Consider the following 13,694-nt stretch of genomic DNA (forward strand, 5'->3'; position numbering starts at 1 on the left):
TATGATAGCGTTTCAAACTTTTTTATTTTAAAAAAAACAGAAGAGCAAACGGCTATTTTAATTTCTCGTTGTTATGATGACGATCGTGATCGCGTTCTGTTTTAATATCTAATTTCTTATCGAAAGCGTCTTGTAAATTAATACCGGTTTGGTTTGCTAAACACAAAACGACAAACATAACATCGGCTAGTTCTTCGCCTAAATCTTTGTTTTTATCACTTTCTTTTTCGCTTTGTTCGCCGTAGCGTCTGGCTATTATTCGCGCCACTTCCCCTACCTCTTCGGTAAGTTGTGCCATATTGGTTAATTCATTAAAGTAACGAACGCCGTGGTTTTTAATCCAATTATCGACTTCTAATTGTGCATTTTTAATATCCATAATACATATTTTGTTTTAGCCCTGATGGAGGCTTTGTTGAAGCTCTCCCTATGGCGATAGCTATTGGGAAGCGACTGCCGAGAGCAGGTTCTAGCTCCTAATTATTAGTATAAAACGCTAAAAATCTAGTCTTTATTTTTTGTATCTATAAGTATGGTGACTGGGCCGTCGTTGATTAATCCCACTTTCATATCGGCACCAAATTCGCCCGTTTGGACTGGTTTATTAATAACGTTTTCCATTTGTTTTATGAAATTTTCGTACAACGGAATAGCGATTTCTGGTCGTGCCGCTTTAATATAACTGGGACGATTTCCTTTTTTTGTACTAGCAAGAAGCGTAAACTGACTCACAACAATTACCTCGCCATCGATTGCCAATAAGGAGTGATTCATTACGTCGTTCTGGTCTTCAAAAATACGCAGATTTGCTATTTTTTTCGCCAGCCATTCACTATCGGTGTGATCATCGCTAGCTTCGATACCCAACAATATTAAGAGCCCCGTTTTAATGGCTGCCACCTGCGAATTATTGATGGTTACACTGGCTTCTGACACTTTCTGAATTACTGCTCTCATTCTATTTTATCCGCACTTTACACACGGTTTACTTCTACTGGTCTTTTTCCCAAATATCTGTTCTGTAATTTTGATCGTCGCCCTCAATCATTTGCACATAACTGGCATAACGAGAAGCGGCTATTTCATCGCGATCTAAGGCGGCTTTAACCGCACATTTTGGTTCTTCAATATGCAGGCAGTTATTAAATTTACAGTCTTGTTTTAAGGCAAAAAACTCAGGAAAATAGTCACCTATTTCCTCTTTTTCCATATCTACAATTCCGAAGCCTTTAATACCTGGCGTGTCTATAATTTTGGCTCCAAAACTAAGATCGAACATTTCGGCAAATGTCGTGGTATGTTGCCCTTGGCTGTGTTGTGTTGAAATGGCTTTTGTTTTTAAATCTAAATTAGGCTCGATAGCATTAACTAAAGTCGATTTACCAACACCGGAATGCCCAGTAAACATACTCACTTTGTCTTTCATTAAGCTTTTTACTTGATCGATATTTTTTCCTGTTTTAGCAGAAATACCAATACATTCATACCCGATTTTACGATAGATATGCGCCAAATACTTCACTTCCATAAAGGTCTCTTCATCGTAAGTATCTACCTTATTAAACAGAATTACTGTTTTTATAGAATACGCTTCGGCAGTCACCAAAAAACGATCTATAAAACTGGTAAATGTCGGCGGATTATCGATAGTTACCAATAAAAACACCTGATCGATATTAGAAGCAATAATATGGGTTTGCTTAGATAAATTCACCGATTTGCGCACAATATAATTGTAACGGTCGTGAATAATAGAAATAACGCCAGTTTCCTGGTCGCTTTTTGTATCGAGCTCAAAATCTACATAATCGCCAACAGCAATGGGATTAGTACTTTTTATGCCTTGTAACCGAAATTTTCCTTTTATTCGGCATTCGTAAGTAACACCGAGTTCGTTTTTTACGGTGTACCAACTTCCTGTAGATTTATATACGAGTCCTGTCATTATTACAAAGATGAAAATTATTGTGCTGTTTTACAACAAAAGGTTGTAGTTATAAGGTTTTTTTGTTTTAACCCTTTATAACTTTTTCTTGATGGTTAATCGATTCTTGGTGAATGGCTTTAAATAGCTTTAAAATAAATTCTTCACTCAACCCTTTATCTTCTCCTTGAAGCACCATTTTCCCTAAAATCTCATTCCATCGCTTGCTTTGTAAAACAGCAACATTTTTTGATTTTTTAAGAACGCCAATACCATCTGCGACTTGCATACGCTTGGCGAGCAAATCGATAATCTGATTATCTACCACATCAATTTTAGCACGGAGATTACTTAAATCGTGATTAAATTTAGCTTCTGGATCGCTTTCTTTTCTAATCTTCAAATCTATCATCATTTGTACTAAAGCTTTGGGTGTGATTTGCTGTGCGGCATCACTCCAAGCATTATCCGGGTCGTAATGTGTTTCGACCATTAAGCCATCGAAATTTAAATCTAAAGCCGTTTGGCAAACATCGAAAACCATATCGCGATTTCCTGTAATATGCGAAGGATCGTTTATTAAAGGTAAATCGGGAAATCTATTCTGAAATTCGATCGCCAATTGCCATTCTGGAATGTTTCTATATTTTGTTTTTTCGTAAGTTGAAAACCCACGGTGAATAGCACCTAAGTTTTTTATTCCGGCATTGTGCAATCGCTCAATACCACCTAACCAAAGCGCTAAATCGGGATTTACTGGATTTTTTACTAATACAATTTTATCTGTTCCTGCTAAAGCATCGGCGAGTTCTTGCATGATAAAAGGGCTCACCGTAGAGCGCGCACCAATCCATAATAAATCGACATCGTGCTCGACAGCCAATTTTACGTGGGCCGCATTAGCGACTTCGGTACAGGTTTTCATTCCGGTTTCTGCTTTTACTTTCTGCAACCATTGTAATCCTAACGCACCAACCCCTTCAAACATTCCTGGGCGTGTTCGCGGTTTCCAGATTCCAGCTCTAAAATAACTCACATCTGTATTTTTAAGTTCGTGAGCAATTTTTAACACCTGCTCTTCGGTTTCTGCACTACATGGTCCCGCGATTACTAAAGGATGATCTAAGTTTAAATCGTCTAACCAGGTTCTCATTTCTTTTTTATTCTTCATATCCTTTTCTTTTATTCTTAAGCCTTACTGTATACCGCTTAAAATAGTTTTAATGTAATTCGTCTCGTCCATTTCCTTATAAATGCCGTCGAAATCGTCATTCTCTAATAGCGATTTAAAACGGGATAAATTACTTATATAGTCGTGTAATGTGTCTATAACATTATCTTTATTCTGTTTAAAAATAGGCGTCCACATTGCTGGAGAACTTTTTGCCAATCGTACTGTACTCTCGAAACCACTGCCTGCCATATCAAAAATATCGCGTTCGTTTTTCTCCTTTTCAATGACTGTTTTCCCTAACATAAAAGCACTTATATGCGATAAATGAGACATATAAGCAATGTGCTTGTCGTGCGATTCGGGATGCATATAACGCACGCGCATTCCTATAGTCGCAAATAAATTTAAAGCTTTCTCTTGAAGAGTAGCCGCTGTTTTTTCGATTTCGCAAATAATAGTTGTTTTTTGATGAAACAAATTAGGCACAGCCGCTTTTGGTCCCGAAAATTCGGTGCCCGCAATAGGGTGTATCGCTAGAAAATTTCTTCGCTTAGAATGTGATGCGACTATTTTACAAATACTTGATTTTGTGGAACCAACATCAACAATTAATCCGAAGTCCGAAATACGATCCAATAACATCGGTAAGAGCATAACAGCAGTATCTACCGGTGTTGCCAAAATGACTAAATCGGCCTTTTCAATAGCTTCTATCGATGCTTTTTTATCTATAATACCACGTTCTAAGGCTTCATTAATATGGTGTGCGTTATTATCGATACCATAAATAATAATATCGGGACGCTGCTTTTTAATGTCTATCGCTAGGCTGCCGCCAATTAACCCTACTCCAATAATATAAACGGTCTGTATCATAAACGCTGAATTGCAGTTTGAATATCTTCTAACGGCGCACAAAGAGACAACCGAATGTAGCCATCACCCTGACTTCCGAAAATAAACCCGGGAGCAATAAAAACATCTTTCTTTATTAATAACTCATTGATAAATGACTCCGAATCTAATCCTTCTGGTAATTTCGCCCAAACGAAAAGACCTGATGCTTTTTTATTAAAGGTACAGCCTAAACGTTCTGCCAACTCCCAAACGGCTTCACGACGTTTTTCATATTCGGTATTTAGAGTCGCGAACCAGTCGTCTTGAACTTCTAACGCTTTAATCGCACCTTTTTGAATACCGTAAAACATTCCAGAATCCATATTGCTTTTTACGTTTAAAATGGCGTTGATATGCTCTTCCGCGCCTAAAACCATACCGACACGCCAACCTGCTAAATTAAAAGTCTTACTTAGAGAATTCAATTCCAAGCACACGTTTTTTGCACCGTCTACCGCCAATAAGCTTAAAGGTTCATCGTTCAATATTAAACTATAAGGATTATCGTTAACCAGCAAAATATTGTGCTTTTTAGCAAAAGCTACTAACGCTTTTAATTGCTGTTTCGAGGCTCTCGCGCCCGTTGGCATATTGGGGTAATTCACCCACATTAATTTTACTTTCGATAAATCTCTTTCCTCAAGCGCTTCTAGATCTGGGAACCAATTATTAGCAGCCTCAAGTTCATAAAAAACAGCTTCAGCTTCTACTAGTTTAGTTACACTAAAATAAGTTGGGTAGCCAGGATTTGGAATTAACACCGCATCTCCTTTATTTAAAAACGCCAAAGAAATATGTAAAACCCCCTCTTTACTCCCCATTAATGGTAGGACTTCAGTTTCAGGGTTTACAGACACCTTAAAATGATTGTGATAAAAATCGCGTATCCCATTACGCAATTCTGGCAATCCTTGATAGCTTTGATATGTGTTTGCCGTTTTATCGTATAAACTACTTACCAATGCCGAAACCACTTCTTTTGGCGGTTCTAAATCGGGACTACCAATACCTAAATTTATAATCGGTTTTCCGCTAGCTTGTAACGCTCTCACCTCTTTTAATTTAGTCGAGAAGTAGTATTCTTCAATCGTATTTAATCTGTTTGCTACCTCCATTATTTTTTTGCGTTTTTGTAAGCACCAAGCACTTTTATGTGCGTTGTCATTAGTTCTAAAATTGTATTTGCTTTTTCAAAGTCTTTATATTCTGCGAAGGTAACATCGACAAAAAAGGCGTATTTCCAAGGAGTTTCAATTATGGGTAGAGATTGTATTTTAGTCACGTTTAATTTACAATCACTCAGCACATTTAATACCGTTGCCAAACTGCCGCGTTTGTGTTCTAGTTCGAATTTAATCGATGCTTTATTAATACTCTCTTTGTTAATTTCTACGGAATATCGTTGCACAATAACAAAGCGTGTTTCGTTATGTTTTATGGTTTGAATACTTCTATTTAAAATGTTTAAGCTAAAAGTTTCTGCTGCCAAATCGCTAGCAATGGCAGCTATTCCGATGCTTTTATTTACTTGAATATGTTTTGCAACATCAGCAGTATCTTTGGCTTCTACTAATTTAATATGCGGATAGTCTTTAAAAAACACAGCACACTGTAATAGTGCCATAGGGTGCGAATGCACTTCCATTATATCGGGAATACTTTGATTTGGCAACGCCATTAAATGGTGCTGAACATCTAAATAATACTCTCCCACCACTTGCAAATTATTAGCATCAATTAATGCGTAATTAGGAATAATAGAACCCGCAATAGAGTTTTCTATCGCCATTACTATAACATCGGCCTGCTCATTTAGTAACGCAGAAACAGTATCTTGAAACGATAGGCATTCAATAACGTCTACCTCATTTTTAAAATACTGCTGTGATACAATATGATGAAACGATCCTTTTATTCCTTGTATGGCTACAGTTTTGTGCATTATAAATTAATATTTAGTTCAGTTTTGAGCAAAAAAAAGTCCCGATAAAGATCGAGACTAGTGTATAACTATTATGAGGTTTCAAAATTACATATAGCGCGTCTCGTTCTTTAGGTTAAAGAAGTAATACCAGCTAAAATATGTGTTTTGTGTTGTTTTCATTTTTAATTCGTGCTATTACATAGCCTCTAATTAGTTGTCAAAAGTATATAATAAATTAGTACTGTCCTAATTATTATGAAACCCTCTCAACTAAAAAAACAACTAAACCGCTAATAAACAATATCTTACACTAAAAATAAAATAAAACTATTTTACTAATCTCTATAAATAATATGAAAAATCATAATGCAACACCACTTGAAACTTGAAGTTTTAAAGATTTTAAACGAATCGCCGAATTAAAATTTTTAATGTTTATTTTTGAAGCAAAGATTTTAAGTATGTCAATAAAAGTTGAAAATATCACAAAGGTTTACGGCAGTCAAAAGGCACTAAACAACGTTTCTTTTTCTGTAAACAAGCCTGAAATTGTTGGATTTCTAGGACCTAATGGCGCAGGAAAATCGACAATGATGAAAATTTTAACCACTTTTTTAAGTCCTACAGAGGGCAAAGCCGAGGTTAACGGGTATTCTGTTGCGCTACACCCTAAAAAAGTACAGCAGAGTGTTGGCTATTTACCAGAGCACAACCCATTATATTTAGAACAATATGTAAGAGAATATTTAGAGTTTAACGCATCTATTTATAAAGTTACTAAAACCCGCATTGAAGACGTTATTACGTTAACAGGATTGACGGCAGAATCGCATAAAAAAATCGGAGAACTCTCGAAAGGTTTCAGACAACGTGTTGGTTTAGCCAATGCACTATTACACAACCCTGATGTTTTAATCTTAGATGAACCCACTACTGGATTAGATCCTAACCAATTGGTAGAGGTAAGAAAGTTAATACGCAGTATTGGTCAAGAAAAAACAGTTTTTTTATCAACCCATATAATGCAAGAAGTTGAAGCGATGTGCGATCGTGTAATCATTATTAATAAAGGTGAAATCGTTGCCGATAAAAAAATTAAAGACTTACGCGATGAGCAGGAACAAGTGGTTGTTGTAGAGTTTGATTACCGCATTGAAACGGCATTCTTACAGCGATTACCAAATGTAAAAACGGTGGTTAACACCTTCGATTTTATTTATGAAATCACCTTTTCGACCCCAGACGATATGCGCTCTCAGGTTTTTGATTTTGCACACGATAACGCCTTAAAAATACTTCAGTTAAATCAGAAAAACACCAGTCTGGAAACCTTATTCAGAGAATTGACAAGCTAAATCGTCTATTCTTTTTTACTCAAAAATAACGCGCCCAGTATATTGCTCATTAATATCGAGTGTAGTTGGCGTGTTTACAGAAATCACATCCCCCGTACTGACTAAATTAGCGGTAAGCGATTGCCGCGGATTCACTGTAATATCATTTGTACCGCGGTGGTAGATTGTTACATTTTCTGCGACTAGAAACCGCCCTTCAAATCGAGAATCTCCCGAAGCATAATTAATATTTAAACTAGTCGATGTGCCGCTTATAAAAGCACTAGACAACCCATTCATTGTAAGCGATAATTGTGTGGTATTTACTTCTAATTCAAAAATACCGCTAGTGTGGTATTCCTCTCTATAATTTTCAGAAATCAATTTTAAAGTATCGTAATTTAAAACGCCGTCACTGCGCACTGGTAACCCTGTACTGCTTCTTATTTCGGTAAGATTTGGTGCTGTAACGGTTATTTTTGTAATACCGTAATCGCGGGTTAAATTACAAGCGTTGTTATTTCTTAATAAGAGTCTTCCGTTTTCGACTTTCACCTCGATATCACTCATTAAATACTCACCCGTTTGCACAGTAACCGAATATTCTGGAGCCTCTTTTACAACCATTTCAATACGCTCAAAAACTGTTATTTCAGAAAAATCTTCAACGATAAAGGATTGTTCTATAAGGTCACCAGAATTCTGAAAACAGTCTGGCGCGTTGTCTCCATTACAACTCACCAAAAAAATTAACGATAGTATAACTGCTATTTTCCTCATTGCTTTTATAATCTTATTCCTATTCCAAATTCAACTCCTTCTGCTTTTGCTCCGTGAGATTTCAAAGTGATTGCGGCATACATTTTATCACCGAAATACCGCTTTAAACCTAATCTGTTATAGACACGCCCCTCAAAATCGTAAGGGTAATACACATAATAACCTAATTGTGTAATAACCGATAGTTTGTTAATAAAGAGCTCGTGTCCTACAAAAACACCCACACGTTTATAATCTTCATCGCCAGAAACATTATCTTCTGGAAATGCGATTGCGTAATAAGTGATTAATTCTTTTAGGAAGGTAGAAAAGAAAATATCGGTTCCGGCGTGAAATGCCGATTTTCGATTAATACGTTTATCGGCATACGCAGAGACTACATAAAAAGGGTACTGCCCCATATTATTGACATCACTCTCATTAATTCCCGCTCTAAAAGCTATGTTATACCGTATTTTCTCCGTGAATTTCTTGTCTTCGGTAGAGGCGATATATTCCGGCTGCTTATCGTAACCAATCATATAATTTGCTCCCACCGTAAACACAAACGAATTGGTAGAATTATTGGGTGCTTTAAAATTTGCATTCGAATAATGAATAATAGAAATACCGGCTTGCACCCCTAATCCGTTAAAAATATTTTGTTTATCGTAATTGAGCATAATATACGTCGAACTCAATAAATCGGAGCCATACGCACTGTTGCGATAGTTCGTTTCTTTGTCGTAAGGATTGGTGGCATACGCCACACCTTGAGCTATTCTAAACTTTAAATTACGTTTTAAAAAGTAAAAATTAAAATGTGCATACAATCCATAAGCCGCACCTAAAAACTCATTCTTTAAATCTTGATACGCTAAAGACACCCCATAATCTGGATAATTATAACGGCTTTCCCAGGCATTTTGCCCAAATGTTTTCTGGTTATAACTTAAAATTAGTCCCGTAGGATGATCGGTGATTAAATGAGCAATGTCTGAATTATGTTCTAAAATAGTACCATAAAACGCGTTCGCATCTATAGTAAACGGGTTTTTATCTACTTGAGAAAAACCATAAAAACAATGCAGTACTAAAAAAACACTTATAAAATACCTCATCTTTTATTTCAATTAGCCTGCAAAAGTAATCGATTTATTAAAATAGTTGAGAAGCATTCGCTATTATATTATCACTCTTCCCCAAAAAGCAATAATAATGCACCGGAATACCCACCACATTTACACAAAAAACGCATTTTTTGTGAAGAAATATTTAGTTGTTTAAGAATATTGAATTTTAACTATTTTTTATTCGTTTACAAGTTTAATTAGTGTTTTCTATCCGCTTTGCTGTTTTTAAGCTGAATTTCGACTTGCATTAATATTTCCGAAGAGCGATCGCATCACAATTTTTTCAAAAACTTGAATTTGGTCTTCATCTCTAACCTCCGCTTTTTCCAATTCTTGAATCTTTTTTAAAGCGTATTGCTGAATGGTTAATAGCGGCAACACAATAGATTCACGAATATTTATTGACGCTTTTCCAATGGGTTCTTCTTGCATCAACTCTGTGAAGTCGGTAAGTTTTAAAATTAGTGCTTTTGATATTTTATATTCTTCATAAATAATGGACCAAAAAGGACCGTAATCTGGGTCTTCAGACATATATTTAGTTAAATCGAAAAATGATTTTGACAACGACATCATACTATTTTCTATCAGCGTTCTAAAGAAATTAGAGGTTTTATATAATTGTTTTACCTTCTCAAATTCTCCGGCATCAACATAACATTTTAAAGCGGTGCCGACACCAAAAAAGCCAGGCACATTTTGCTTTAATTGACTCCAAGACCCCACAAAAGGGATCGCTCTTAAATCCTCAAAAATTAAACGTTCACTCTTTCCGCGTTTCGATGGCCGGCTTCCAATATTTGTTTTAGCATAATATTTTAAAGTGCTCATATGCTCTAAATAAGGAATGAATTTAGGATGATTCTTAAAATTTACATAGGCTTCATAACTCAGTTTTGATAATTTATCCATAACGGCAATATTATCTTGCGTCATACTTAAATCAGTATCACTTAACCTGTTGTAAACCCCAGAACTTATTAGCTGTTCTAAGTTGTATTGCGAAGAATCTAACGTTCCAAAGTTCGAGCTTATCGTTTGTCCTTGAATGGTTAATTGCACTTCTTTATCTTCGATCTTGGGGCCTAAAGAAGCATAAAAATTATGTGTTTTCCCACCGCCACGCGCTGGTGGTCCGCCACGACCATCAAAAAATATAACAGTAATATTGTGTGCTCGAGAAATTGCTGTTAAACGTTCTTTAGCTTTATAAATCGCCCAATTTGCCATTAAATAACCACCATCTTTTGTGCCGTCGCTAAAGCCCAACATAATGGTTTGTTTATTGTCGCGCTGCTCTAAATGCGCACGGTATTCTGGATTTATATATAACTCTTCCATAACTAAATGCGCCTTTTCTAAATCGGTAATGGTTTCGAAAAGCGGCCCAATATCTACCGTTAACGACTCTTGAAACGCCACTAATTTTAGCATTGCAAACACTTGCATAACGTTTAAAGCCGTTTGATTATTACTAATGATATAACGATTTGCAGCACGTTCCCCGTTATTATCTTGAATCGTTTTTATAACTTGAATGGTACGTAACGTTTTTAACGTGTCTTCATCTTTAATAAGCGATACCTCTATTTTACCTTTAACTTTCGATAAGATATTGACTTGCTCTTTCTCTGATAATGACAAGTAATTCTTAGGAAAAATAGAACTTCCACTTTCTATTAATACTGTTACCATTTCGGTAAATACGTTATCGTGAGCGCGACTGTCCTGACGGATATCTAAACTCGAAAAATGAAATCCGAAAAGATGAATTTTATTTAATAAGCTGGTAATGTCAGACACATACAAGCCTTGATGCGTCTCTTCGACACTATATTTAATAGCTCGCAATTCTGACACAAAATACGCTAACGTAAACGCCGATGGTTCATTTAAAATCATACCATACAATTCTGATTCTAAGTTTTGAATACGTTCTTCGACGCCATCAAAAGTTAGTTTCCGCTTTAAAGCACGAACGTCTTTATAATAGTTTCTAATAATAGTTTCTTTAAGTCGGGTAGCTACTTTTAAAGTAATTTCTGGGGTAACAAACGGATTTCCGTCGCGGTCACCTCCCGGCCAGAATCCTATATTTAAAATGTCATTATTAATGTGTTTGCCATCAAAAATATTTTGCTGAATATAATCGTAAATCGATCCGAAGGAATAATAAAACACATTCTCGAGGTACCAAATTAAACTCACGGCCTCATCGTAAGGCGACGGTTTTTCGTGTTTAAAAAAGGGTGTTTTACCCAATTGCGCTAATAATTCTTGAATACGCAACAAGTTATTCTCTTTTATCGCAGCCGTTAAATCGGTAATAATTCCTAAAACCGCCCCCGGATAAAATTGCGTGGGGTGTGCGGTAAGTACTATTCGCACTTTAAAATCCTCCAAATACGCCTGTAGTTTGTCTAATTTCTTTTCTGCAGCAGCCGTTTCTTTCAAACTGCGAAGCGTTCCAATGCCATCCATATTATTAACTACCGGAAACGCGGCATCTTCAATCGCATCAAACAACACCACCTGACGTTCTATATATTGAATAAAACGAAATAACAAATTCACCTGACTTGTGGTATTGCGTTTTCCTTGATAGTTTGAAAAGAAGGTTTCCACAATCGTTGTAGGATTATCGCCTTTTTCAAAACCCCTTTTACACGTATCATAAAACAACGGCAATAAAACACCCGTTTTAGTCACCGCATCAAAAGGTAAGGTCATAAATATGCTATTATAAATTTGATATTTAGAAAGTACATTTTGATTGAATCGCGTTAATTTAGGCTGAACAGACATCGATAGATTTTTTTAAAGAGTTTATTTAAAGTTAGTGAATAAGCACCTAAAAACGCGGTAATACTTTGCAATTCACAAAAATATAATTATGATAGTAATTGAACTACTGAACACCTAATCTGAAATAAAACGCTGTATTCTACACCCATTTAAAGTGTTAACGACTTTTTAACGCCAAGTTTAGACTTGAATTATTTAAATTTTGTACTTTTGAGGTGTTAAATGAAACGAGGAAGGATTTGACTGATTGCAACCTCTTAAAAAAATGCTAAAGGCAGTGTAAGCTTCCTTAGACGTTTTCGTCAAATCTTCTGACAAAAAATAATAGAAAAATGGCATATTTATTTACTTCGGAAAGTGTTTCTGAAGGACACCCAGACAAAGTAGCAGATCAAATTAGTGATGCATTAATAGATAATTTTTTGGCTTTCGACAAGAATTCTAAGGTGGCTTGCGAAACGCTAGTTACGACAGGTCAAGTTGTTTTAGCGGGAGAGGTGAAATCGAACACCTACCTCGATGTACAAAAAATAGCAAGAGATACCATAAATAAAATAGGCTACACGAAAGGTGCTTATATGTTCGACGGTAGTTCTTGTGGTGTATTATCTGCAATACACGAGCAAAGTGAAGATATTAATCGTGGCGTAGATAAAGAAAACAAAGAAGAACAGGGTGCTGGAGACCAAGGAATGATGTTTGGTTACGCAACTACGGAGACCGAAAACTATATGCCTTTGGCTTTAGATTTGTCTCACAAAATACTAATTGAGCTTGCGGCTTTACGTCGTGAAGAAAAGGATATTACGTATTTAAGACCCGATTCTAAAAGTCAAGTAACTATTGAATATAGCGACGATAATATACCACAACGTATTGATTCGATTGTAATTTCTACGCAGCACGACGATTTTGTTAAACCGGCTTCAAAAGCTAAAGAAGATGTTGATGCTGCAGATAATGAAATGCTGGCTAAAATTAGAAAAGATCTTGTTGCTATTTTAATCCCTCGAGTAATTGCGAAATTACCAGAAAATTTAAAACCGTTATTCAACGATACCATTACCTACCACATTAATCCAACAGGGAAATTTGTTATTGGTGGGCCCCATGGCGATACCGGATTAACAGGTCGTAAAATTATTGTGGATACTTACGGTGGAAAAGGGGCTCACGGTGGCGGCGCTTTTTCAGGAAAAGACCCTAGTAAAGTAGATAGAAGTGGCGCTTATGCAACACGACACATTGCTAAAAATTTAGTAGCGGCAGGCGTTTGCGATGAAGTATTAGTGCAAGTATCCTACGCGATTGGGGTTGTAGAACCAATGGGTATTTTTGTAGACACTTACGGTACGTGTCCGTTTAATATGACTGACGGGGAGATCGCTAAGAAAGTAGCTGCTATTTTTGATATGAGACCTTCTGAAATAGAAAAACGCTTAAAACTTCGCAATCCTATATACAGCGAAACAGCCGCTTATGGACATATGGGACGTAAAAATGAAACAATTACAAAAACGTTTGAAGATATTTACGGAAAAGAAATAAAACTAGAAGTAGAATTATTTACGTGGGAAAAATTAGACTATGTAGATACAGTAAAAGCTGCATTCGGTTTATAAAAACCAGTTAGAAAAATTTAAAACCTCCATATTAATTAGTATGGAGGTTTTTTGTTACCGTATCTTAAAGTTTATTCTTGATTAATACAGTTGTTATTTTTAAACTCTATAAGTACAACCAA

Annotated in this window: 12 protein-coding genes; 2 read left to right on the plus strand and 10 right to left on the minus strand. The window is 36.0% G+C overall.

The window, feature by feature from the left end; genetic code table 11:
* Window positions 1-52: 52 nt before the first annotated feature.
* From ES676_RS01890 to ES676_RS01920, 7 genes are all read right to left on the minus strand, one after another.
* Window positions 53-379 (minus strand): nucleotide pyrophosphohydrolase, encoded by a 327-nt coding sequence (locus tag ES676_RS01890; RefSeq protein ID WP_148368350.1) that lies wholly within the window; start codon window positions 377-379, stop codon window positions 53-55.
* A 125-nt stretch (window positions 380-504) separates the two neighbouring features.
* On the minus strand, window positions 505-957 hold the full coding sequence (gene dtd, locus ES676_RS01895) for a D-aminoacyl-tRNA deacylase (protein WP_148368351.1): 453 nt from the start codon (window positions 955-957) through the stop codon (window positions 505-507).
* A gap of 34 nt (window positions 958-991) precedes the next feature.
* A complete protein-coding gene (rsgA, locus tag ES676_RS01900; protein ID WP_148368352.1) occupies window positions 992-1,945 on the minus strand; it encodes a ribosome small subunit-dependent GTPase A in 954 nt (317 codons plus the stop codon).
* A gap of 67 nt (window positions 1,946-2,012) precedes the next feature.
* Window positions 2,013-3,095 (minus strand): bifunctional 3-deoxy-7-phosphoheptulonate synthase/chorismate mutase type II, encoded by a 1,083-nt coding sequence (locus ES676_RS01905; RefSeq protein WP_148368353.1) that lies wholly within the window; start codon window positions 3,093-3,095, stop codon window positions 2,013-2,015.
* 24 nt (window positions 3,096-3,119) lie between these two features.
* A complete protein-coding gene (locus ES676_RS01910; protein WP_394348786.1) occupies window positions 3,120-3,974 on the minus strand; it encodes a prephenate dehydrogenase in 855 nt (284 codons plus the stop codon).
* On the minus strand, window positions 3,971-5,110 hold the full coding sequence (locus tag ES676_RS01915) for a pyridoxal phosphate-dependent aminotransferase (protein WP_148368354.1): 1,140 nt from the start codon (window positions 5,108-5,110) through the stop codon (window positions 3,971-3,973). The genes ES676_RS01910 and ES676_RS01915 overlap by 4 nt, the downstream gene beginning before the upstream one ends.
* A complete protein-coding gene (locus ES676_RS01920; protein WP_148368355.1) occupies window positions 5,110-5,937 on the minus strand; it encodes a prephenate dehydratase in 828 nt (275 codons plus the stop codon). The genes ES676_RS01915 and ES676_RS01920 overlap by 1 nt, the downstream gene beginning before the upstream one ends.
* Window positions 5,938-6,380: 443 nt before the next feature.
* On the opposite strand from ES676_RS01920, the gene gldA reads away from it, so the two are divergent.
* On the plus strand, window positions 6,381-7,274 hold the full coding sequence (gene gldA, locus ES676_RS01925; RefSeq protein ID WP_148368356.1) for a gliding motility-associated ABC transporter ATP-binding subunit GldA: 894 nt from the start codon (window positions 6,381-6,383) through the stop codon (window positions 7,272-7,274).
* 15 nt (window positions 7,275-7,289) lie between these two features.
* Here the strand turns inward: gldA and ES676_RS01930 are convergent, their stop codons facing one another.
* The 3 genes from ES676_RS01930 to ES676_RS01940 form a co-directional block, all read right to left on the minus strand.
* A complete protein-coding gene (locus tag ES676_RS01930) occupies window positions 7,290-8,033 on the minus strand; it encodes a head GIN domain-containing protein (protein WP_148368357.1) in 744 nt (247 codons plus the stop codon).
* A gap of 5 nt (window positions 8,034-8,038) precedes the next feature.
* On the minus strand, window positions 8,039-9,133 hold the full coding sequence (locus ES676_RS01935) for an acyloxyacyl hydrolase (protein ID WP_148368358.1): 1,095 nt from the start codon (window positions 9,131-9,133) through the stop codon (window positions 8,039-8,041).
* Between the two features lie 237 nt (window positions 9,134-9,370).
* Window positions 9,371-11,950: a phosphoenolpyruvate carboxylase gene (locus ES676_RS01940; RefSeq protein ID WP_148368359.1), complete on the minus strand. Its 2,580-nt coding sequence runs from the start codon at window positions 11,948-11,950 to the stop codon at window positions 9,371-9,373.
* A 332-nt stretch (window positions 11,951-12,282) separates the two neighbouring features.
* On the opposite strand from ES676_RS01940, the gene metK reads away from it, so the two are divergent.
* Window positions 12,283-13,572 (plus strand): methionine adenosyltransferase, encoded by a 1,290-nt coding sequence (gene metK / locus ES676_RS01945; protein WP_148368360.1) that lies wholly within the window; start codon window positions 12,283-12,285, stop codon window positions 13,570-13,572.
* Window positions 13,573-13,694: the final 122 nt, after the last annotated feature.

Origin of the sequence: Bizionia saleffrena (assembly GCF_008086175.1) — a bacterium.
Taxonomy (GTDB): Bacteria; Bacteroidota; Bacteroidia; order Flavobacteriales; family Flavobacteriaceae; genus Bizionia; species Bizionia saleffrena.

Coding starts and splice junctions, on each gene's coding strand:
- ES676_RS01890 (WP_148368350.1), bottom strand. CDS start 379: ATGGATATTAAAAATGCACAATTAGAAGTCGATAATTGGATTAAAAAC.
- dtd (WP_148368351.1), bottom strand. CDS start 957: ATGAGAGCAGTAATTCAGAAAGTGTCAGAAGCCAGTGTAACCATCAAT.
- rsgA (WP_148368352.1), bottom strand. CDS start 1,945: ATGACAGGACTCGTATATAAATCTACAGGAAGTTGGTACACCGTAAAA.
- ES676_RS01905 (WP_148368353.1), bottom strand. CDS start 3,095: ATGAAGAATAAAAAAGAAATGAGAACCTGGTTAGACGATTTAAACTTA.
- ES676_RS01910 (WP_394348786.1), bottom strand. CDS start 3,974: ATGATACAGACCGTTTATATTATTGGAGTAGGGTTAATTGGCGGCAGC.
- ES676_RS01915 (WP_148368354.1), bottom strand. CDS start 5,110: ATGGAGGTAGCAAACAGATTAAATACGATTGAAGAATACTACTTCTCG.
- ES676_RS01920 (WP_148368355.1), bottom strand. CDS start 5,937: ATGCACAAAACTGTAGCCATACAAGGAATAAAAGGATCGTTTCATCAT.
- gldA (WP_148368356.1), top strand. CDS start 6,381: ATGTCAATAAAAGTTGAAAATATCACAAAGGTTTACGGCAGTCAAAAG.
- ES676_RS01930 (WP_148368357.1), bottom strand. CDS start 8,033: ATGAGGAAAATAGCAGTTATACTATCGTTAATTTTTTTGGTGAGTTGT.
- ES676_RS01935 (WP_148368358.1), bottom strand. CDS start 9,133: ATGAGGTATTTTATAAGTGTTTTTTTAGTACTGCATTGTTTTTATGGT.
- ES676_RS01940 (WP_148368359.1), bottom strand. CDS start 11,950: ATGTCTGTTCAGCCTAAATTAACGCGATTCAATCAAAATGTACTTTCT.
- metK (WP_148368360.1), top strand. CDS start 12,283: ATGGCATATTTATTTACTTCGGAAAGTGTTTCTGAAGGACACCCAGAC.